The 22,931-nt window shown below is 58.2% G+C and carries 15 protein-coding genes and 1 pseudogene; 9 read left to right on the forward strand and 7 right to left on the reverse strand.

What is annotated here, in order from left to right:
* Window positions 1-65: 65 nt before the first annotated feature.
* The 8 genes and pseudogenes from A0257_02165 (at window position 66) to A0257_02200 (ending at window position 9,751) form a co-directional block, all read left to right on the forward strand.
* On the forward strand, window positions 66-1,844 hold the full coding sequence (locus A0257_02165; protein ID AMR26021.1) for a hypothetical protein: 1,779 nt from the start codon (window positions 66-68) through the stop codon (window positions 1,842-1,844).
* A gap of 190 nt (window positions 1,845-2,034) precedes the next feature.
* A pseudogene (locus A0257_02170) lies at window positions 2,035-2,865 on the forward strand (hypothetical protein).
* Window positions 2,866-3,089: 224 nt separating this feature from the next.
* Window positions 3,090-3,428, forward strand: coding sequence for a DNA-directed RNA polymerase subunit omega (locus tag A0257_02175; protein AMR29585.1), 339 nt, complete (start codon window positions 3,090-3,092; stop codon window positions 3,426-3,428).
* A gap of 57 nt (window positions 3,429-3,485) precedes the next feature.
* Entirely contained in the window at window positions 3,486-4,067 is a 582-nt protein-coding gene (locus A0257_02180) for a hypothetical protein (protein AMR26022.1), read from the forward strand.
* An 89-nt stretch (window positions 4,068-4,156) separates the two neighbouring features.
* A complete protein-coding gene (locus A0257_02185; protein ID AMR26023.1) occupies window positions 4,157-4,810 on the forward strand; it encodes a phosphopantothenoylcysteine decarboxylase in 654 nt (217 codons plus the stop codon).
* Window positions 4,803-5,714, forward strand: coding sequence for a hypothetical protein (locus A0257_02190; protein ID AMR26024.1), 912 nt, complete (start codon window positions 4,803-4,805; stop codon window positions 5,712-5,714). The genes A0257_02185 and A0257_02190 overlap by 8 nt, the downstream gene beginning before the upstream one ends.
* A 210-nt stretch (window positions 5,715-5,924) precedes the next feature.
* The gene (locus tag A0257_02195; GenBank protein AMR26025.1) at window positions 5,925-7,610 is read left to right on the forward strand and encodes a DNA repair protein RecN; all 1,686 of its coding nucleotides are present in this window, start codon (window positions 5,925-5,927) and stop codon (window positions 7,608-7,610) included.
* Window positions 7,611-8,923: 1,313 nt separating this feature from the next.
* On the forward strand, window positions 8,924-9,751 hold the full coding sequence (locus A0257_02200) for an enoyl-ACP reductase (GenBank protein AMR26026.1): 828 nt from the start codon (window positions 8,924-8,926) through the stop codon (window positions 9,749-9,751).
* A 307-nt stretch (window positions 9,752-10,058) separates the two neighbouring features.
* On the opposite strand, the gene A0257_02205 is transcribed toward A0257_02200, so the two are convergent.
* From A0257_02205 to A0257_02215, 3 genes are all read right to left on the reverse strand, one after another.
* On the reverse strand, window positions 10,059-13,295 hold the full coding sequence (locus A0257_02205) for an RND transporter (protein AMR26027.1): 3,237 nt from the start codon (window positions 13,293-13,295) through the stop codon (window positions 10,059-10,061).
* 77 nt (window positions 13,296-13,372) lie between these two features.
* Window positions 13,373-14,521 carry an efflux transporter periplasmic adaptor subunit gene (locus A0257_02210; protein AMR26028.1) on the reverse strand — a complete coding sequence of 383 codons (1,149 nt, stop codon included), beginning with the start codon at window positions 14,519-14,521 and terminating at the stop codon, window positions 13,373-13,375.
* A gap of 15 nt (window positions 14,522-14,536) precedes the next feature.
* Window positions 14,537-15,886, reverse strand: a complete 1,350-nt coding sequence (locus A0257_02215; protein AMR26029.1) for a hypothetical protein — start codon at window positions 15,884-15,886, stop codon at window positions 14,537-14,539.
* Between the two features lie 399 nt (window positions 15,887-16,285).
* On the opposite strand from A0257_02215, the gene A0257_02220 reads away from it, so the two are divergent.
* The gene (locus tag A0257_02220; protein ID AMR26030.1) at window positions 16,286-17,872 is read left to right on the forward strand and encodes a peptidase M28; all 1,587 of its coding nucleotides are present in this window, start codon (window positions 16,286-16,288) and stop codon (window positions 17,870-17,872) included.
* A 323-nt stretch (window positions 17,873-18,195) separates the two neighbouring features.
* On the opposite strand, the gene A0257_02225 is transcribed toward A0257_02220, so the two are convergent.
* The 4 genes from A0257_02225 to A0257_02240 form a co-directional block, all read right to left on the reverse strand.
* A complete protein-coding gene (locus A0257_02225; GenBank protein AMR26031.1) occupies window positions 18,196-19,053 on the reverse strand; it encodes a carboxymethylenebutenolidase in 858 nt (285 codons plus the stop codon).
* A gap of 62 nt (window positions 19,054-19,115) precedes the next feature.
* Window positions 19,116-19,943: a cobalamin-binding protein gene (locus A0257_02230; GenBank protein AMR26032.1), complete on the reverse strand. Its 828-nt coding sequence runs from the start codon at window positions 19,941-19,943 to the stop codon at window positions 19,116-19,118.
* Window positions 19,944-20,114: 171 nt separating this feature from the next.
* Window positions 20,115-21,185: a peptidase M42 gene (locus A0257_02235; protein AMR26033.1), complete on the reverse strand. Its 1,071-nt coding sequence runs from the start codon at window positions 21,183-21,185 to the stop codon at window positions 20,115-20,117.
* 166 nt (window positions 21,186-21,351) lie between these two features.
* A complete protein-coding gene (locus tag A0257_02240; GenBank protein AMR26034.1) occupies window positions 21,352-22,926 on the reverse strand; it encodes a methylmalonyl-CoA carboxyltransferase in 1,575 nt (524 codons plus the stop codon).
* Between the last annotated feature and the right edge of the window lie 5 nt (window positions 22,927-22,931).

Here is a 22,931-nt window from a genome sequence, read left to right on the forward strand (position 1 = left end):
GGGTAGGGCACTAGCCCGCAAAGATGCGCGTTAGGCCCTGCCCGCCGCCGTAACTTTGGCCCCGAATGCCGCTACCTCGTTTTTTTCTGCTCCTCCTGCTGTGGCTGCCCCTGGGGGTTTTGCACGCCCAAAACCGGCCCGCTGCCGCCCCCAAGCCTACCCCCGGCGCCCGCGCCCAAGCCGCCCAACCCGTGAAGGGCACGCCCGTGGAGCTGCTGCACGCCGATGAGCTGCGCGGCGGCGACTTCAACGGCGTCAAAATCCGCAAATTGCTGGGCAATGTCTCCTTCAAGCAACAGGATGTGCTGCTGTACTGCGACTCGGCCTACCAGTACACCGAACGTAATGAGATTGAGGCGTTTAGCAATGTGCGCATCGTGCAGAGCGACACGATGACCATCACCGGCGACCACGGCTACTACGATGGCAATAAGCGCCTGGCCCGCATGACGGGCAACGTGGTGATGCGCGACCCGCGCATGACGCTCACCACCACCGCCCTCGACTACGACATGACCCGCCGCACGGCCTTCTACACCGTGGGCGGCCACCTCGTGGACCCCAAAAATACCCTCGATAGCCAGCAGGGCTTTTACGACACCAATAGCAAAGTCTTTGTCTTTAAGCGCGATGTGCACCTGGTTTCGCTCGACGAGCAGGGCGCGGCCACTGACCTGCGCAACGACACGCTGACGTTTAATACTATCTCCAAAATCGCGTATTTCGACGGCCCTACCCGTATCAAGAGCGCGCAGGGCGACCTCTACGCCGAAAAAGGCACCTACAACACGGTGACGCGTATCTCCAACTTCGCCCGCAACGCCAAGATTGACACGCCCGGCTATCTGCTCGGCGGCGACGTGCTGGTGTATGACCAGGTGAAGCTCTACGGCGTGGCGACGGGCCACGTTTCGCTCATTTCGAAGAAGGACAACGTGGTGCTGCGTGGCGACCGCGGCCGCTACTGGCGGGCGCTGGGCCGCACCAAAATATTCGGCGACCGGCCGGTGGTGCGCAATATTTCGGGCAAAGACACCCTCTACCTGGCCGCCGACACGCTGCTGAGCGTGGAAACCCGGCCCGGCCGCGCCGTGCAGCGCCCCGTTATCTACGCCTGGCCCAAGGTGCAGATTTTCAGAGGCTTGATGCAGGGCCGCTGCGACTCGCTCACCTACGACCGCCAGGACAGCATTATTTACCTTAACCGCGACCCGGTGGTGTGGCAGGCCCGCAACCAGCTCACGTCTGACTCGATGAACCTGCGCTTCAAGCACGGCCAATTGGAGCGGGCCAACCTGTTCAGCAATGCGTTTGCCATTCAGGAAGACACCGTGCAGGACTACAACCAGGTGAAGGGCCGCAACATGGTGGCCTACTTCCGGCGCAGCCAGATGGCCCGCATCGACGTGCTCGGCAACGCCGAAAGCCTCTACTTTACCCTCGATGGCGACACGGTTATGAGCGGCCTCAATAAGTCGGTGTCGGCCACCATGCAGGCGCGCTTCGCCGACAATAAAATCAAGCAGCTCAGCTTGCTTACCAACCCCGAGGCCAGCTACACGCCGGTGCACGAGATAAAGCCGGGAACTAAAGAGCTTAAGGGCTTTAAGTGGCGGGCCGCCGAGCGCCCTACCCGGCGCATCGTCTTCGGCAAGCACTTCGCCAGCGATATCAAAAAAACCAAACCCAAGTTGAAGGCCAAAGTCAGGTCCGGCATCCGGCCAAAAACCCGGCCCAAACCCAAGGCAAAAATGAAAGCCCGCCCGCCCGCGCCCAAGGCCCCGGCGCGGCCGCCTACCCCCCCGGCCGTGGCCAAGCCCGCCGCCGTTGCAACCCCACGCTAGCTCAGCGGCTCCTGGGTAGTGACTAATGACGAGTGACGAGTGACTAATGTTCTTGTAAAGCAGGGTGTTAGGCTGATTGCAGTAGGTTGCCAATTCGAGCCTGACTAACTCAGTTGGGCCTCTGGCCCCTCACTCATTAGTCGGTAGTCACTACTCATTAGTCATTAAATCCCTTATCTTTGCCCTTTGTATGCGATTTCCCCGTCTGATTACCGCGGTTCTGCTCACCAGCACTCTTTCGTTAGGGTCCTGCACGGGCTACCAGAAGCTGCTTAAAAGCGCCAACGTCAATGAGAAGTACGAGGCGGCCATCAAGTATTACGACAAGGGCGACTACTTCCGCTCGGGGACGTTGCTGGAAGAACTGATTCCACTGCTCAAGGGCCGGCCCGAGGCCGAAAAGGCGCAGTTTTACTTTGCCAACACCAATTATAAGCAGCGTAACTACGTGCTGAGCGCGTATTATTTCAAGCAGTTTATCGATACCTATCCCAATTCGCCGCTGGTGGAAGAGGCATCATTTCTGCGGGCCAAGTCGCTGTTTCGCGACTCGCCCGGCTACGAGCTTGACCAGACCAACACGGTAACGGCCCTGGAAACGATTCAGGATTTTCTGAATACCTACCCCACCAGCCAGTTCCGCGTCGAGACGGATGCTATGTCGCAGGAGTTGCAGAAGAAACTGGAAAACAAGGCGTTTCAGAGTGCCAAGCTCTACTATGGCCTGCGCTACAACCAAGCGGCCGTGACGTCGCTGGGCAACTTTACGACCCAGTATCCTGGCTCGGCCTACGGCGAACAGGCGGAGTATATTCGCCTGCAGGCGCAGTATGAGTGGGCCAGGGAAAGCATCGAGAGCAAGCAGCGCGAACGCTTTCTGGATGCCGTGTCGTTCTACCAGCACTTCATCGATACGTACCCGCAGAGTAAGAATATCCGCACGGCTCAGGCCATGTACGACGACAGCCGCACCGAGCTGGAGCGCCTCAAGAGCATTCCCGAAGCCCAATCGGCGGCCCAGGCCGCAATTGACCAAACGAATGCGGCCGCTCCCGAGCCACCCAAGCGCTCATCCGGCGGTGGGGGCGGCGGTGGCCGCCGGGGCCACTAACTAAGTAGCAAGAAAAAAGTAATAAGTAGTAAGTCTGATGCTTTTTGCTTGATTATCAGCCTGCTATGGCCTTGCTGCTTAATTCTGGCTACTTACTTAAATCAGTCATTTATAACAACGAATTGTCATTTCTCATGAAAACCCCCGCTTCCGCTTCCATCGTTACCCGCAATCTGGCCGACATCACGACTGAAAACAACAACGTGTACGAGGCGATTTCCATCATCTCGAAGCGCGCCAACCAGCTGTCGGTGAAGCTGAAAGAAGAGCTGACGGACCGCCTGGCCGAGTTCGCTACCACCGTCGATAACCTCGAAGAAGTGTTCGAAAACCGCGAGCAGATTGAAGTCAGCAAGCAGTATGAGCGCCAGCCCAAGCCCACCAGCCAGGCCATTGAGGAGTTTATCGCCGGCGAGCTGCACTACGAAACCCCCGAGGCCGCACCCGTTATTATCCCCCGCGAGTTGTTCTAAGGAGTGGTGCTTGGTGCTTGGGTTTTATGTTCTTTTGCCTTTGCCTTTTTTAGGAAAATGCCTGACCAAGCCCCAAGCGCCAAGCCCCACGCACTAGAAAACCGCCGTGTTCTGCTGGGTGTGAGCGGCAGCATTGCCGCCTACAAAGCCGCGCCGCTGGTGCGGCTGCTGGTGCAGGCTGGGGCCGAGGTGCAGGTTATCCTTACCGAAGCCGCCGCCGCCTTCGTCACGCCCCTCACGCTGGGTACCCTCTCCAAAAAGCCCGTCCTGACGGGCTTTTTGCGTGATGCGGCCAGTGGGCAGTGGCACAACCACGTGGAGCTGGGCCTGTGGGCCGAGGCCTACGTTATTGCCCCGGCCAGCGCCAACACGCTGGGTAACCTGGCCAACGGCCTGTGCCCTAATCTGCTGAGTGCCGTGTACTTATCGGCGCGCTGCCCCGTGTTCCTGGCCCCGGCAATGGACCTGGACATGTACGCCCACCCGGCCGTGCAGCAGAATATTCAGCGCCTGCGCTCGTTTGGCAACCACGTGTTTGATTCGCCCAGCGGCGAGTTGGCCAGCGGCCTCAGCGGCCCCGGCCGCATGCTGGAGCCCGAGCAGATTGTTGCCGAGCTGGAAGGTTTTTTTGTAAGGTAAGCAACTGTGCGGTAAGCTTTAGCTTGCCGTTTTCAGCAGATAAAAGAAGTTAATTTGGCAAGCTAAAGCTTACCGCACATTCGCCACTTATGCGCGTTCTCCTCACCGCTGGCCCCACCTACGAACCGCTCGACCCCGTGCGCTTTCTGGGCAACCGCTCGACGGGCAAGATGGGCTACGCCCTGGCCGAAGCCTTTGCCGCGACGGGTGCCACAGTCACGCTCATCAGCGGGCCGGTGGCCCTACCCCCCCCCGCCAGCCCGCTCGTGACGACGGTGCGCGTCGAAACGGCCCAGCAGATGTACGAGGCCGCCGTTCAGGCTGCGCCGCTGGCCGACGTGTGGGTATTTGCCGCCGCCGTGGCCGACTACCGGCCCGCCACCGTGGCCACCGAAAAGATTAAAAAAGCGGGTGAAACACTCACGCTGGAGCTGGTCAAGAGCGTGGACATTGCCGCCACGCTCGGCCTGAGCAAGCGCGCTGAACAATTTGCCGTCGGTTTTGCGTTGGAAACTACAGATGAGCTGGTGCACGCCCAGGACAAGCTGCACCGCAAAAACTTCGATTTAGTCGTGCTCAATTCCTTACGCGATGCCGGGGCGGGTTTTGGCCACGACACCAATAAAGTGACCGTGCTCGACCGCGCCGGGCAGGTGCTCAACTTTGAGCTACAAGCCAAAAGTGAGTTGGCGCACGCGCTGGTGGTCCTGATTTTGAACCGTTATGCTACTGTGTATGCGTAAGTTAATTGCCTTGTTCGCTTTGCTGCTGCTAGGGGGGGTAGGCGCCCAGGCCCAGGAGCTGAATGCCCAGGTGGCCGTGACGCTCGAAAACGCGACGATTACCGACCCTACCCTGGTGCAGCAGCTGCAAAAGAATATGACGGAATTTTTGAATACTCGCACCTGGACCCGGCAAGCCTACCGGCCCGAGGAGCGCATCAAGCTGCGCATGTTTGTGGGCATCACCGCAATTCCGCAGAATGGCACTTACCAGGCCACGATGCGTCTTATTGCTACCCGCCCGGTCTATGGTACCAGCTACGAAACTAACTTGCTGAACATCAACGACCGCAGCTTCAATTTTAACTATACGCCCCAGACGCCGCTTGACTTCGCGGCCAGCAGCTTCGTTAATAATTTGTCGTCGCTGCTGGCCTTTTACGCCTACCTGGTGATTGGCAGTGACCAGGACTCGTTTGCCCGGCTCGGCGGCTCGATTTATTACGACCAGGCACGGGTGATTATGCAATACTCAGTCAGCCAGAACACTACCACCGAGTCGGACCCCGGCTGGACCGATGCCAGCCCGCGCAACCGCTATTGGCTGCTCAACAACCTCACCGACCCGCAGCTCGAAGCCTTCCGCACTGGCCTGTACGCCTACTACCGGCTGGGTATGGACATTTTTATTGAAAAGCCCGACGAGGCGCGCACTTCCATCATGGCCGCGCTCACGGGTATTCAGAAGGCTAATGCCGTGCGGCCCAACACGTTATTCCTGCGCGCCTTTTTCGACGCCAAGGCCGACGAGATTACCAACGTCTTTCGCACTAGCACCAACATCGAACAAAAGCAGCAGCTCCTGGCCCTGCTCACCGACGTGGACCCCGGCAACCTAGCGAAATACCAAACCATAAATCGCTAATAAATCGCGGATTGAGCAGATTACGCCGATTTCGCAGATTCAGACGACCACAACGAAGTCAAATTTCGAGCATCCTCAATCTGCTTATCATGGATAGTAAATAAACAAAATTTTCGAATATATTAGCAAAAATAAAACTATAAAAAACAGTAAGTCAGAACGAGCCGATAGAATCTGCGAAATCTGCGAAATCTGCTCAATCCGCGATTTATGTTAATCGATTTACGCATCCAGAATTACGCGCTCATTGAGCAATTGGAAATGCGGCCCTCGCCGCTGCTCAATATTATTACCGGCGAAACCGGGGCGGGCAAATCCATCATGCTGGGCGCTATCGGGCTGTTGCTGGGCAATCGGGCCGACTCGCGCATGCTCTTCAATACCGAGCGCAAGTGCGTGATTGAGGGGCAGTTTGATATTGCGAATTACCAGTTGCAGGATATTTTCGACTCCGAAGACCTGGACTACGACACGCAGTGTATTCTGCGGCGCGAAATTAGCCCGTCGGGCAAGTCGCGGGCCTTCGTGAACGACACGCCGGTGACGCTGGACGCCCTGCGCAAGATTGGCGCGAACCTCATGGACATTCACTCGCAGCATGATACGCTGCTGCTGGGCGATGCCGTGTTTCAGCTCAATCTGCTCGACCTCTACGCCAACCTCGTGCCTACCCGCACCCAGTACGGCAACGCTTACCGCCAGTACCGCAAGCTCGAAACCGACTTAAAAGCGCTGGAAGACCAGTCGGTGCAGGCTAGCAAAGAGTTGGATTACAACAGCTTTTTGCTGAGTGAGTTGGAAGAAGCCGACCTCGACAAGGAAGACCAGGACGCGCTGGAGCAGGAAGTAAAGCAGCTCGAAAACGCCGAGGAAATCAAGTATAAATTGAGCCAGGCGCTGCACGGCCTGCGCGACAGCGAAAGCTGCGCCACCGGCACCATGAAGGACGCTTCGACGCTGCTGGGCCAGGTAGCGAATTATTCGGAGAGTTTCCGTGAATTGCGCCAGCGCCTGGAAAGTTGCCTGATTGAGCTGCACGACATTGCCGACGAAGTAGAAACCGCCGAGCGCCGCACCGAGGGCGACCCCGCCCGCGCCGAAGAGCTGCAGGCGCGCCTCACGGTGCTGTATAATTTGCAGCGCAAGCACCAGCGCCGCGACGTGGAGGGCCTGCTCGAAGCCCGCGAAACCTTGCGCCAGAAGGTAGGCTCGGTGCTGAATCTGGACAAGGAAATCACGCGCCTGCGCAAAGATTCGGAGGCCGCGCTCAAGCAGGCTACGACTCAGGCTGCCAAGCTCTCGGAAAGCCGCCGCAAGGCGTTTCCGAAGTTTGAGAAGGAGCTGAGCGCGCTACTCTCCGACCTCGGGATGCCGCACGCGCGCATCGTGGTGGAGCACAAAACCGGGCCGCTCGCGGCCAGCGGCTCCGACGTGGTGAGCATCCTCTTCACCGCTAACAAAGGCGCGCAGCCCCAAACGCTGAGCAAGGCCGCGTCGGGCGGCGAGTTTTCGCGTCTTATGCTGTGCATCAAGTACATGCTGGCCGATAAAACGGCCCTACCCACGATAGTGTTCGACGAGATTGACACCGGCATCAGCGGCGAAATCGCGGTGAAGGTGGGCCGCATGATGCAGCAAATGGCGCACAAGCACCAGCTGATAGCCATTTCGCACCTGCCGCAGATGGCGGCGGCCGGCGACACCCACTACTTCGTGTATAAGGAAGACCGCGCCGACCGCACCGTGAGCCGCATCCGGCAGCTGAGCCCGGAGGACCGCATCAAGGAAATCGCGCACATGATTGCGGGGGCCAAGCCCAGCGAAAACGCCTTGCAGAGCGCCCGCGAGCTGCTGGCGTTGCGTGGGGACGTAGAATTAACAAAAACTTCACATTGAGCACATTGCGCTTTTAAAAAAAAACTATATGTTTGCTGCGTACCAATACTTCTCAGCAAGCATATGAAAAATTTTCTACGTTTAGCTACTTTAGTATGTAACTTCTTCGTGCTCGGCGTTCTCAATCAATGCACGGTTAAGGACAACCAGGTTTTGCCTGTAACGGTCTTATCGGCCAAGGACTTGGCTGCCGACTCCTCTTTTGTGAGAATAGCTGTGACTGGCAATGACTTTCAAACTGTACTATATAATACGTTACGTGATGCTCATAGCCAGCTTATTAGGCAACGGACTAGCAGTAGAATTCAAAAGCTATTAGTAGCTAATCAGCAAGATAGTCTACTACTAGCAATTAGATTGCTTGGGTTTAAGAACCCGACTCAATACTTGTCAGGACTTGAAAAAATTGAGCGGGCGAACAAACAATTGAGAACCAGGGGTATTGAGCTAACCAAGATGCCGTTGGATGTAATAGCCAAAGCGTATAGTATAGTGTCTGCTCAAACTGGTTATCATTATCCTCCAATTCAGTCATCAACATTATCAGCTAGGAAATCAGGCATTAGTAGCCCAGTTACCCAAGATTACAATACTGGTATTTGTGAACTCTGCTTCTTAAATAATTGTGATGAGTGTGGAGATTTTGGTGGTTCCACTCAAATTGAACCGGAGGAGAATGGTGGCGGTGGTGGCGGTGGCGCGAACTGTGTGCAACTTGCACAAGGTGTAAGGCAGGCCAAAGTAAATTCTGAAAATGTTGATTTCGTAGGTGCTCTCTTAGCTTGTGGAGTCACCGCAGGTGGTGCAGGTATTGCAGTGTGTGAAGGGACCTTGATAACCGTAGTAGGTGGTCCTTTTTCTCCCGCTACTGGTGTTGGTACGTACTGTGTTGTTTATGTGGGCTGCTCTGGTTACGCCCTATGGCAACATCAGGCTCACTTGTCTGTGATTGAAGCTGAATATGCTCAGGCCGTGGCTCAATGCAAATAGATATTATGAGCGTATTTTCTAAGTATTCTGTTTTAGCTACTGGACAACTACTCGTCGTGTTGATGGTTGTTCTAACAGTAGTTGGTTCCAAACTTTGGATATCGGCTGATGCACTTGGGAAAGTGGTGGTGCTATTTTTAGTATTTCCAATAATATTATTAATGTTTTATGGGAATAAATTGCTAGCTAAAAAGCTCGTTGCTGTTGCATGGTTGTGGTCAATAGTACCAGGAATACTGCTGACTTTAACTGTTAGCTACGCCAGATTGGCCATGAACTTTTAACTTTGTCGCGAGCGAAGCCTACCCCTCGTTTACCCACCAATGTCCTCCAACCTCCTCGCCGGCAAAGTCGGCATCATCTCCGGCGCGCTCAATTCCCAATCCATTGCCTGGAAAGTGGCCCAGAAGGCCCACGCCGAAGGCGCACGCATCGTGCTCACCAATGCCCCGCTAGCCATGCGCATGGGCGAAATCAAGGCGCTGGCCGCTGAGATTGACGCGCCCATCATCCCGGCCGATGCTACCTCGGTGGAGGAACTGGGCACGCTGTTTACGGAGGCGCAGGCGCACTTTGGCGGCAAGATTGACTTCCTGCTGCACTCCATTGGCATGAGCGCCAATATTCGCAAGGGCAAGAGCTACGGCGACCTCGACTACAAATTCTTCCAGCAGACGCTCGACGTATCGGCGCTCTCGCTGCACAAGATGCTGGCAGTGGCCGAAAAGCAGGATGCCTTCAACGAGTGGGGTAGCGTGGTGGCACTCAGCTACATCGCGGCCCAGCGCGCCTTCCTCGACTACACCGACATGGCGCAGGCCAAGGCCGTGCTCGAAAGCATTGCCCGCAGCTATGGCCAGCGCCTGGGCCACCTCAAAAAGGTGCGCGTGAACACTATCTCGCAGTCGCCGACCAAAACCACGGCCGGCACCGGCATCGCGGGCTTCAACGCGTTCTATGAGTACGCCAATAAAATGGCCCCGCTCGGCAACGCGCCCGCCGAAGCCTGCGCCGACTACTGCGTATCGCTCTTCTCGGACCTGACCCGCTACGTGACCATGCAAAACCTGCTGCACGACGGCGGCTTCAGCAGCACCGGTATCTCGCAAGCGCTGGCCGATTTGATGGAAAAGGCCGGGACCGGGGAGTAGGGGTGGGGTAGGGAAGTTTGCGCGTCAACGCTGAGTCTTACCAGTCAACGCGGTAACCAGATACGCCAAATAGCCTTTCCAGCCTCTTGTAGCAGTTTGTTCGCATCTTTACATTCCACTTCTGAATGAAGCAAACGGTTGCGTCAAAACCCCCACCCTTCTCGAAGCCCTGACTGCATTAACAGCCGGGGTTTCTCTTTTTACAGAGTAACCGTAGGCTTTCTTAGTGGATAATGGGTAATAAGTAAGGGGAGTAATGTTGTTCTACTATGAGAACGACATTACTCCCCTTACTGGTTTAAGGAACCTACGCCAGCGCCGGCTGGGTGCCTTCCGGCGGGATGCCGCCTTCCGGCTCCTGCTTTTTGGGGCCGCCGTGCTCTTCGTCGGGCTTGTAGTTTTTCTCCAGCTCGGCGAGCTTCTCCTTACCGTAGGCAAAGCGGGTGATGATGACGTAGAGCACCGGCACGATGAAAATGCCCAGACCGGTGGCGGCCAGCATCCCGCCGAGCACCGTCCAGCCCAGCGTCTGGCGGCTTTGCGCGCCCGCGCCCGAGGCAAACACCAGGGGTAGGATGCCCAGGATGAAGGCCAGCGAGGTCATAATGATGGGTCGCAGGCGCAGGCGCACGGCTTCGAGGGTAGCTTCTACCAGCGGCATCCCTCTGTCCACGCGCTCTTTAGCAAACTCAATAATCAGGATGGCGTTTTTGGCCGAGAGGCCGATGAGTGTAATCATCCCGATTTGGGCGTACACGTTATTGGTGAGCTTGGGGAGGAAAAACAGCGCCAGGATGGCCCCGAAAATGCCCACCGGCACGGCCAGCAGCACCGAAAAGGGCACCGACCAGCTTTCGTAGAGCGCCGCCAGAAACAGGAATACGAAGAGAATAGACAGCGCGAAGATGTAAATCGTCTGGCCGCCAGCAATCAGCTCCTCCCGGCTCAGGCCCGAGAACTCGTAGCCGTAGCCCTGGGGTAGGGTTTGCTCAGCGGTTTCCTGCAAGGCTTTGATGGCATCGCCGGAGCTGTAGCCGGGGGCCGCGCCGCCATTGATTTCGGCCGACCGGAAGAGGTTGTAATGCGAGATGAGCGGGGCGGATTCAATGCGGTGGTAGGTCGTGACGGCGCTCAGCGGCACCATGCCGCCGGCGCTGTTGCGCACGTAGTACTGGCCCAGGTCCACCATGTCGCCGCGATACGACGAATCGGCCTGCGCCACCACGTGGAAGGTGCGGCCGTAGAGCGTGAAGTCGTTAATGTAGGCGCTGCCCAGGTAGGTGCGCAGCGTGTTGCCGATGTCGCCAATTGAAACGCCTAATTTCTTGGCTTTCAGGCGGTCAATATCCAGGCGGTAGCCCGGCGTGTTGGCGGTGAAGAACGAGAACGCCGCCGAGATTTCGGGCCGCTTGCGAATGGCGGCCAGAAACTTCTGTAAGTTGGCGTCGAAGACCTGAATATCACCCCCGGCCTCGCGCTCCTGAAAAATAAACGAAAAGCCGCCCGTGTTGCCCAAACCCGGAATGGCGGGCGGCGAGATGACAACCGTGGTCGCTTCCTGGAAGCGAGCCATGTTTTTCTGAATCGTCGCTATCATGCCTTGCAGCTGCAGGGCCTTATCAGTGCGCTGGTCCCAGGGTTCCAACTGGCAGAAGATGGTGCCGGAGTTTGACTTTGAGGAGAAATTAACCGCGTTCAGGCCGCCGAGAGCCGCGAAGTGGGCGACGCCTTTCGTGTGCTCCAGCTCCTTCATCATGCCTTGCAGCACGGCCACGGTGCGCTCGGTGGAAGCACCTTCGGGCAGGTTGAAGGTGACGTAGATGCGGCCTTCATCCTCGGTGGGCAAAAACCCGCTGGGCTTGCCGCGAAACAGCAGCCCGGCCCCTACCACGATGCACACCAGCATAATGACCACGAAGCGCGAAAACCGGATGCCGCGCTTCACGCCATTGGTATAGCTGCCCGTGACGCGCCCAAACCAGTCGTTGAATTTCTTAAAACCCTTGTCAATGAAGCTCTTATTTTTCTCATTTTCGTCGTGGGGCTTGAGCAGCAGCGTGCACAGCGCCGGCGTGAGCGACAAGGCCACGAAGGCCGAAATCAGCACCGAAATGGCAATTGTAATGGCAAACTGCTGATACAAGCGCCCCGTGATGCCCGGAATGAAGCCCACCGGCACGAACACCGCCGCCAGAATGAGCGCGATGGCGATAACCGGGGCCGAAATCTCGCGCATGGCTTCCAGCGTGGCATCCATCGGGCTCATCTTGCGCTCGTTGATATTCACCTCCACGGCTTCGACTACCACAATGGCATCGTCCACCACGATGCCGATGGCCAATACGAAGCCGAAGAGCGTCAGCGTATTAATGGTAAAGCCCAGCGGAATAAACGCGATAAACGACCCAATGATGGACACCGGAATGGCCAGCACCGGAATGAGGGTAGAGCGCCAGTTTTGCAGGAACAGGAACACCACCACGACCACCAGCCCGAGCGCCTCCACCAACGTGTGCACTACTTCGTCAATGGACACCTTAACTACACTCGCCGACTCGAAGGGCACGATGTAGTCGAGGTCGGCCGGAAACTGCTTTTTGAGCTGGTTCATAGTCGCCAGCACGTTGTCGTAGGTTTCGAGGGCGTTGGCCCCCGGTGCCTGGTACACCAGCAGGTAGGCGGCGCGCTTGCCGTCCACGTAGGAGTTGTTGGCGTAGTTGAACTTACCCAGCTCGATGCGGGCCACGTCCTTGAGATACACCAGCGAGCCATCGGTGGGCCGGGTCTTGATGATGACGTTGCCGAACTGCTCCACCGTAGCTAGGCGGCCCTGCACCGTCACGATATACTCGAACGACTGCCCCTTCTGGGCGGGTGGTGCGCCCACCGAGCCGGCCGCAATCTGGGCGTTCTGCTCGTTCAGCGCGTTCTGGATGTCGGCAGCCGTGATGCCGAGCGCGGCCAGCTTGTCGGGCTTGAGCCAGATGCGCATCGAGAAGTCATCAGCCCGCGACACGATGTCGCCTACCCCCTTCGTGCGCAGCAGCGCGTCCTTCACGAACACGTTGGCGTAATTGTCTAGAAATGTCGTGTTGTGGGTTCCTTTGGGGGCAAACATGGCTACCAGCATCAAGATGCTGGGATTGCGCTTGCGCACGGTCAGGCCCAGGCGCTGCACCTCCAGGGGGAGGGTAGGGGTCGCGATGCCCACCCGGTTCTGCACGTCGAGGGCCGCGATGTTGACGTCCGTCCCTATCTCAAAGTTAACCGTCATGGCCATCTGGCCATTGCTGGTATTATTGCTCTGGAGGTAGGTCATGCCGGGCGTGCCGTTCACCTGCACCTCCACGGGCGTAGCCACGGTTTGCTCCACGGTCTGGGCATCGGCCCCGATGTAGCTAGCCGACACCGACACCGTGGGCGGCGTGATTTCGGGATACTGCCCAATGGGCAGGCTGCGCATGGCCAGAATGCCCACCAGCACGATAACCAGCGAGGCCACGATGGCCATAATGGGCCGGCGAATAAAGGTTTCGGCAATCATAGAAAAATGATTTAGCTATAACTTATTTATAAAAGAACGTCATGCTGAGCTTGCCGAAGCATGACGTTCTTTATTAATTACTTAGCGGCCGGTCCCGCCGGCCCGGCCACGGGCGCGCCCGGCGCGCTGATTTGAATCTTGGCTCCGTCGCGCAGCTTCTGCACGCCGTCGGTCACTACTTTGTCGCCGGCCTTGATGCCGTTCAGCACCACGATTTCATCGCGCAGGCGGGGGCCGAGCTTTACTTTACGTTGCTTGGCGCTGTCGCCGAGGGCCACGTACACGAAGTTTTCGCCCATCTGCTCCACGATGGCTTTGTTGGGAATAACCAGGTGGTGGCCCGAATCGGTGTTCAGCACTTTCAGCACGCCGCTTAGGCCAGCCTTGAGGCGGTGCTGAGAATTAGCGAAAACCACCCGCACCGTGATAGTGCCGGTTTGCGGGTCCACGGCCCGGTCAATGGTCTGAATGCGGCCGGGCTCGCCGTAGGGCTTGCCGTCGGGCAGCACGAAGCGCAGCGTCGAATCGCCTACCCCCCCTTTTTTACTCTGCAAAGCCAGGAAACGCGGAATGTCCGTTTCCGTCACCGCGAAGTCCACCCCCATCGGGTTTTCGGTCGAAATCGTGTTCAGCACCGTAGTGCCCGCCGCCACCTGCGAGCCCAGCCGCACCTGCGAGATGCCGATGCGCCCCGCGAACGGCGATTTGATAGTGGCAAAAGCCAGGTTGGTGCGGGCCAGGCCAACGCCGGCCTGGGCGGCCGCCACCTGGCTGCTGCTGGTGCTGGCGGTGGTCACGGCGTTTTCGGCCAGCTGCCGGGCCACGGCCTCCTGTTGCAGCAGCTGCTGGTAGCGCGCTTGGTTCACCTGCGCGTTCTGGGCCGTGGCCTGGGCGCTGTGCAGGTTGGCCACCGCCTGCCGGTAGGCATCCTCATACTGGCGCTTGTCAATTTCATACAACACCTTGTTCGCTGGCACCAAGTCGCCTTCCTTAAAGTAAAGGCCCGTGATAAAGCCCGTAATCTGCGAGCGCAGCTCTACGCTCTTGAGCGCCACCGCCGTAGCGGGGTACTGGTCGTAGTACACGGCATCGGTCGTGTGGGCTTCCACCACGCTCACGGGGGTAGGCGGCGGCGGGGCGTTTTTCTTGTTGTCGTCTTTCTTGCCGCACGCGGCGCTGGCCAGTAGGCCCGCAATGGCGCACAGGGCCAGGTAGTTAGTCTTCATTAGGCGAAGGCGGAATTAATAAGTGGTGGGCAGCGTACCCTGCGTGCGCAGCAGCTCTACCTTGCTGGTAAGTACCTGAAACAGCGCGCTGTAGTAGTTGAGCTGCGAGGTGCGCAGCGTAGTCTGGGCCACCAGCAGGTCGAGGTAGGCCTTGATGCCCCCGCGGTACTGCAAATCCACGACCCGGTACACTTCCTTCGACAGCTCCAGGTTTTGCCGGCCAATAACGTAGTCGTTGTAATAGCTCTTGTAATTAGCCAGCGCGGTGGCGTATTCGGTCGTCACCTGGTTGCGGGTATTAAGTAAATCCTGGTCGATGCGCTGGTCCAGAATGCGCGCCCGGCGCAGGTTGTAGGTGCGCCGGAAACCCGTGAAAATCGGCAGCCCCATCTGCACGCCCGTGTACGAGTTAGGGAACCGCTGGCTGTACTGGTCACTCAGCGTATTGGCCTGATACACCGCGTTGTAGTTGCCAAACGCCGACACGGAGGGTAAGAAGCCGTAGCGGTAATAATCGATGTTGAGCCCTTGCAGCGTCTTCTGGGTCAACACCTGCTGAAACTCGATGCGGTTGGCCGGGTTGAGGTGCTCCAGCGTATCCGCCACGGCCTCCTGCTCCAGCTGCAGCGTGTCGTATTTCAGGCTGATAAGCTTGTCGGCCGCCAGGCCCATCAGCTGCTGGAGGTAGGCCGTTTTGGCATTCACCGCCTCAAACGCCTGCTTGCGGCCCGCCACCGAGTTATTGAGCGAAATCTGAGCCTGGAGGTAGTCCGTCTTGTCCACGATACCCGCATCGTAGCGGGCGCGGGCATCCTTGTAGTTGCGGCTCAGCCGCCGGATATCCTCGTCAAATACCGCGAGCTGGCGCTGCGACAGCAGCACGTCGTAGAACGCCTTGCTGGCGTCCGAAACGGTCGCTATTTTGGTGTTCACCGTGTTCTGACCCGCTGCCAGCCGCGTGTAGCGGGCCTGGCGGGCGGCCAGGTTCACATCATTATTATAGATGACCTGCGTGGCGCTGCCCCCCAGCGTCGTTACGTTTTTTACCCCCAGCTGGCGGGGGGTAGAGATGCCCGTGGTGGGGTCTGGAAACACCGTGAAGGGCAGACCAAAATAGTGCTGCGCGGTGCCCGTGAGGCCCACCTGCGGCAGCCAGGCCGCCAGCGCAATGCGAATATCGGCCTCGTTGCTCCGCTCATCGAGGCGGGCTTGCTGCACCAGCGGCTGGTAGGCCAGCGCGTAGCTCAGGCATTGCTGGAGGGTAAGCGGCTCGTCGGGCGGCGGCGGGGGGGTAGGGACGGCAACTGGATTCTGAGCCCAAACCCGACCCGACCCCAGTAGAAAATACGCGAACAGAGCCCACAAACAGCTCCGCGCGGCGCGGCGTAAAATCTTCATAAGTAATTACAACCGGGCGGCCCAGTAAATGTTGAGGTTGCCCGTTGCGGATGTTTCATCAGCTCATGGCCTTCTCCCAAACGAGCAAACGGGTCTTTGGTTGATAAAAAATGCTTTCTTGGCGCAGCGTCTCTTGTCTTTAAAAAGTAGTCGCTTATGAAGTAGTAGCTTTTTATCGACTCCCACGGAAAGCACGGCCGCCTTACTGGCGTGGTGAATGGCAGCGGTCCCGGCCCCGGTTATAGCTAGGCTTGCGCTAAAAACGAGGGGGTAGGAGCCGTCAAGCCCAACGCAACGCGGGCCGATTGTCCGGTGTCTTTAGCAGTTATTCATCTACTCTTTCACCAAACAACCCCCACTCCCTGCATGCGGAAAACAATTTTTACCCTCGCCGCCGCTGGCCTGCTGGCTGTGCCTGCCCTGGCCCAAACCCCAGCCCAAACCGCCGAAAAACTCGACCCCGCCGCCCTGGCCAAAATCAAGGACGAAGGCCTGAACCGCTCCAAGGTGATGGAAACGGCCTTTTACCTCACCGATGTGTGCGGCCCGCGCCTGGCCGGCTCCGAGGGACTGGCCCGCGCCAACGCCTGGACCAAAAAGCGCCTCACCGACTACGGCCTGGCCAATGCCAACGTGGAAGCCTGGGGCGACTTTGGCCGCGGCTGGGACATCGATAAGAGCTACGTGGCCATGACGGCACCCTACTACCACGCCATGATTGGCGTGCCCAAGGCCTGGACGCCCTCGACCCCCGGCAGCTTGCGCAAAGCTGTGGCCTATGTGAACGTGAAAACCGCCGCCGACCTCGACAAATACAAGGGCCAGCTGCGCGATAAAATCGTGATTTTACCCGTGGCCACGCTGCCCCAGCCCAACTTCGAGCCCGACGCTAAGCGCCTCAGCGCCGAAGACTTGCAGAAGCTGGCCGACGCCCCCGCCGGCGGCGCGCCCACCGCCGCCAACCGCCCCGCCGAGGCCAACCCCGAAGCCCGCCGCGCCGCTATGCTGGCCGCCCGCGAGCTGCGCCAGCAACTGAATAATATGCTATTGGCCGAAGGCGCCGCCGCCGTGCTTAGCCCCGCCCGCGGCACCGACGGTACCGTGTTCACCACTAACGGCGCGCCCTACGCCGCCGACGCCAAGCCGGTGCTGCCCGAGCTGGAAATGTCGGCCGAGGACCAGCTGCGCCTCATTCGCCTCGTCGAAGCCGGCATTCCGGTCGAAGTCGAGCTGGAAACCAAAACGCACTTCCAGACCCAGGACCTAAAAGGCTACAACGTGGTGGCCGAAATCCCCGGCACCGACAAGAAACTCAAAAGCGAAGTCGTGATGCTCGGCGGCCACCTCGACTCGTGGCACGCCGCCACCGGGGCCACCGATAACGCCGCCGGTGTAGCCGTGATGATAGAGGCCGTCCGCATCCTGAAAGCCAGCGGCCTTAAGCCGCGCCGCACTATCCGCATCGCCCTCTGGGGCGAGGAGGAAGAAGGCCTGCATGGCTCGCGCAACTACGTGAAAAACCACTTCGCTGACCCCGCCACCATGCTCCTCAAACCCGACCACGAGAAGCTGGCCGCCTACTTCAACCTCGACAATGGGGCCGGTAAAATCCGGGGCATCTATGCCCAGGGCAACGAGGCCGTGAAGCCTATTTTCACCGCCTGGCTCCAGCCCTTCGCCGATATGGGGGCCAGCACCGTCACGCTGCGCAACACCGGCAGCACCGACCACATCGCCTTCGACGCGGTGGGCCTGCCCGGCTTCCAGTTCATCCAGGATGGCCTCGACTATTTCGCCCGCACCCACCACTCCAACCAGGACACCTACGACCGCCTCGTAGCCGACGACCTCAAGCAGGCCTCCGTAGTAGTGGCCTCCTTCGTGTATAATGCCGCCATGCGCGACCAAAAACTGCCCCGCAAGCCGCTGCCCACCGCCGTCAAGCCGCAGTAGGGGGGTAGGGAATCGTTAAAAAGAGCGCCCCGCTGAGCCTGGCTCGGCGGGGCGCTCTTTATAGATAAGCCCGATACGTACCTTGACCCGATGGGGCTGGCTATTAACCATTTTACGTAATTACTATGTGAGTTATAATGCTAAGTATTTACCTCTACTTTAGCAGGTTAAGCTGCTGTTTGCCCCAGCTACTAGTACAGGTATTTTCACCGCAGAAGAGTCGCAGAGGTCGTTCTTCTGCGAAGCCCTCTGCGTCTTCTGCGGTGAAAACATGCTAACCTGCCAAAGTAGAGTTAATTGAACAATATCTTCAGCTGTATAGACTACCCCAGCTTCTCCTTAAACAGCCGCAGCGTGCGCTCCCAGGCCAGTTTCGCGGCCTCCGCATTGTAGCGAGCGGGCGAAGTATCGTTGTTAAACGCGTGGTTAACCCCTTCGTACACAAATAATTCGTAGGGAATATGCGCCGCTTTCAACGCCGCTTCATAAGCCGGAATACCGGCGTCGATGCGCTGGTCGAGGCCGGCGTAATGCAGCAGGAGGGCCGCTTTTATCTGGGGCACGTCTTCGGCCTTGGGCTGCTGCCCGTAGTAGGCCACGGCGGCGTTGAGCTTGGGGTCGTGCACCGCGAGCTGGTTGGCTAGCCCGCCGCCCCAGCAGAAGCCCACGCAGCCGGTGTGGCCGTTGCACTCGGGCCGGGCGCGCAGGTAGGTGAGGGCGGCGAGGTAATTGTTCAGGTTTTTGGTCGCGTCGAGCTGGCCGATTAGTTCGCGCCCCTTGTCCTCATCGGCCGGCGTGCCGCCCAGCACCGACAGCGCATCGACGCCCAGCGCCAGGTAGCCGGCCTGCGCCACCCGCCGCGTCACATCCTTGATGTGCGGCGTGAGTCCCCGGTTTTCGTGAATCACGACCACCGCGCCGCGCTTTTTCCGGCCTTTCGGATGCACCAGGTAGCCGCTCACCGTGGCCCCGTCGCCGGGCCAAGTCACGGTTTCTTCCACCAAATCTTCCGCCAGCGGCGAAATGGTGGCCGCCCGAGCGTAGCCGGGCTCCAGCACGGAGAGCGCCGTGGTGGCCAGCGCTGCGCTGCCCACCAGCACCACCAGCCGATCCAGAAATTCCTTGCGCGAAAGCGGGCGGTGCGTGTACTCGTCAAAAAGGTTGATGATGCGCTGGTCCATAGGGGGGGTAGGGATTAGCGAGCAAGATAATCAAACTTGCTTTCGCGCGGTGTTTCGCGGTGCTAAACTGCGGTGTTTCGCAGAGTATTATTGGTCAGTAATTGGTGAAAATAGGCTGGCGATAATCGCAGCCGGCTGCCGTACCAGCTGAATAATTCGCCATCCACAAGTTGAATTTTAGCCGCCGGGCAAATCTCCTGAAATTCGGCCAAGTGCTTTTCCCCGAAGGGGTAGGGCTCCGACGATAATAAAATGCGTTCCGGCGCGGCGGCGCGCACTTGCGCGGCCGTTATTTCCGGGTAGCGGCCGAGGTGCGCGAACACATTGCGAAAACCCGCCCGCGTCAGCATATCATCGATAAACGTGCCGCCGGCCGCCGCCATATAAGGCTTGCGCCAAATAAAATAAGCGGCCGGAATGAGAGGCTGTGGCGCGGCCAATGCTGCAAACGAGTCCGCGATTTGAGCGGCCAGCTGTTCGCCCCGGTCCTGCGCACCCGTAATAAAACTCACTTGCCGAATCATATCCAGCGCCTGCGCCAGGGTACTGATGTCGCTCAGCCACACGGGGTAGTGCGCGGCCAATTCATCGATACCAGCCTGATAATTCTCTTCTTTATTCCCGATAATTAAATCAGGTTGTAAAGCCGCTATTTTATCAAAATCAAAATTCTTGGTGCCGCCAATTATCGTTGTGGTTTGCCGTGCCTCAGGTGGGTAAACGCAGAATTTAGTAATTCCCACTACCCGATTACCCAGCCCTAAATCGAATAATAATTCTGTTTGCGAAGGTACTAGCGATACAATGCGCAGCGGGGGGTAGGGGAACGTGATTTGCCGGCCTAGTTGGTCGGTAATCGTCATCGGACGCTGGTGCGAATTATGTGCCATGCCATTACTTTACTAACTTAAAAAAATGGCCATTCCCGTCGGAATGGCCATTATCTCATGCGGCAAACTAAAGCTTACCCTAAACCTGCCCGGCAAGCTGAAGCTTACCGCACGTCGTTCAAATCATCCACAAAATCCGATTAATCCGAAAAATCCGCATGAATCCGTGGTTCAGACAAAATACCGAAAATCCTGCCCGTCCTCAATGCGCAGCAGCGTTTCGTAGATAAGGCGCGTCACGCTGTCCACATCGTCCTTGTGCACGGTTTCGACGGTGGTGTGCATGTATTTGAGGGGTAGGGAGATAAGCGCGGCGGCCACGCCCGAACCCGAGTAAGCAAAGGCGTCCGTGTCGGTGCCGGTGGCGCGGGTGGCGGCGGCGCGCTGGAAGGGAATGTCCGTTTCCTTAGCCGTATTAATAATTAAATCACGCAAATTATTTTGCACGGCCGGGCCGTAGGTAATTACCGGGCCTTTGCCGCACGAAATATCCCCAGCGGTTTTTTTCTCATACATCGGCGACTGGCTGTCGTGCGTCACGTCGGTAATTATCGCCACGTCGGGATTAATACGATGGGCCACCATTTCAGCCCCGCGCAGGCCAATTTCCTCCTGCACCGCGTTCACGATGTAGAGGCCGAAGGGCAGCTTTTTGCCGTTCTCTTTCAGCATCCGGGCCACCTCGGCCACCATGAAGCCACCCACGCGGTTGTCGAGGGCGCGGCCCACGTAGTATTTGTCGTTGAGCACGGTAAACTCGTCCTCAAACGTCACTACGCAGCCCACGTGAATGCCCATTTCGGCCACCTCATCGGCATTGCTGGCACCACAGTCGAGGAAAATGGTTTCGATGGTCGGGGCCTTGTCCTGGTCTACCTTGCGCACGTGGATGGCCGGCCAGCCAAAAATGCCTTTTACCACGCCTTTTTCGCCGTAAATATTTACCCGCTTGCTGGGCGCAACCAGCGCGTCGGAGCCGCCATTGCGACGCAGATACAGGTAGCCTTCCTTGGTGATGTAATTCACGAAATACGAGATTTCGTCGGCGTGCGCCTCAATAACTACTTTGTATTTTGCCTCGGGATTAATGACGCCGACTACGGTGCCGTAGGTATCGACAAAATACTCGTCGATGTAGGGCTTAATGTACTCCAGCCACAGTTTCTGGCCTTCTTTTTCAAAGCCGGTGGGGGAAGAGTTATTGAGGTAGTTGGTGAGAAATTCGAATGATTCGGGACGCATGGGAAATTAGGTATTAATACGAAATTAAGACCGTCATGCTCATCTGGCGTCCGCTTGTCGAAGCATCTCTACCGCGTAACTAATTTCAATGTTTGGAATTAGTTACGCGGTAGAGATGCTTCGACAAGCGGACGCCAGATGAGCATGACAACGACTTGGGCAAAAATCACAGCGGAATATTCCCGTGCTTTTTGCGCGGCAACGTATCCACTTTATTTTCCAGCATTTTAAAAGCGCGAATTAATTTCTGCCGGGTTTGCGAGGGTAGAATTACCTCATCCACGAAGCCGCGGTGGGCGGCGCGGTAGGGGGTAGCAAATTTCCGCTGGTACTCATCTACCTTTTCCTGCAATTTCGCCTCGGGGTTTTCGGCCGCCGCGATTTCGCGCTTGAAGATGATTTCGGCCGCGCCTTTGGCACCCATTACGGCGATTTCGGCAGTGGGCCAGGCAAAGTTGAGGTCGGCCCCGATGTGCTTGCTGTTCATCACATCATACGCGCCGCCGTAGGCCTTGCGGGTGATAACGGTGATGCGCGGCACGGTGGCCTCGCAGAAAGCGTAGAGCAGTTTTGCGCCGTTGGTGATAATGCCGCGCCACTCCTGGTCGGTGCCGGGCAGGAAGCCGGGCACGTCTTCGAGCACCAGCAGCGGAATATTAAACGAGTCGCAGAAGCGCACGAAGCGGGCGGCCTTGGTGCTGGCGTTGATGTCGAGCACGCCCGCCAGCACGGCCGGCTGGTTGCCCACAATGCCGATGCTGCGACCCGCCAGCCGCGCAAACCCCACCACGATGTTCTCGGCAAAGTTCTGGTGCACCTCCATGAAGGAGCCGGCATCAATCAGGCCCTCAACAACTTCACGAATATCGTAGGGCTGGTTGGCGTTGTCGGGGATGAGCGTGTCGAGCGCGGGGCGGCTTTCGTCCTGGCCGGGGGGGTAGGGCACGGCCGGCGCGGTTTCCTCGCAGTTTTGGGGCAGGTAGCTCAGCAGCTGCTTGAGCTGCTGAATGACCACTACCTCATTCGACCCGGTGAAGTGCGTGACACCGCTCTTAGTGGAGTGCGTGCTGGCGCCACCCAGCTCCTCGCTGGTCACGTTTTCGTGGGTCACGGTTTTCACCACGTTGGGGCCGGTCACGAACATATAGCTCGTGTTCTCGACCATCAGAATGAAGTCCGTGATGGCCGGCGAATATACCGCGCCGCCCGCGCACGGCCCCATAATGGCCGAAAGCTGCGGCACCACGCCGCTGGCCAGCGTATTCTTGTAGAAGATATCGGCGTAGCCGCCCAGGCTCACTACCCCTTCCTGAATGCGCGCTCCGCCCGAGTCGTTGAGGCCGATAACGGGCGCGCCATTTTTCATGGCCAGGTCCATGATTTTGACGATTTTCTCGGCGTGCGTCTCGCTCAACGAGCCGCCGAACACCGTGAAATCCTGCGAGAAAACGTACACCAGCCGGCCCTGCACGGTGCCGTAGCCCGTTACCACGCCGTCGCCGAGGTAGTATTCTTTGTCGAGGCCAAAGTCTTTGGCGCGGTGCATCACAAACTTGCCGATTTCTTCGAACGAGCCCTCATCGAGCAGCAAATCAAGGCGTTCGCGGGCGGTGAGCTTGCCTTTTTTGTGCTGAGCATCAATGCGGACCTGGCCGCCGCCGAGCAGGGCTTCCTGGTTTTTGGCGGCCAGCAATTCGGTGGCAGAAAGCGTGGGGTGGGCGGCTACGTGGGGGTCGGCCATCGGGG

Origin of the sequence: Hymenobacter psoromatis, from assembly GCA_001596155.1 — a bacterium.
Classification (GTDB): Bacteria; Bacteroidota; Bacteroidia; order Cytophagales; family Hymenobacteraceae; genus Hymenobacter.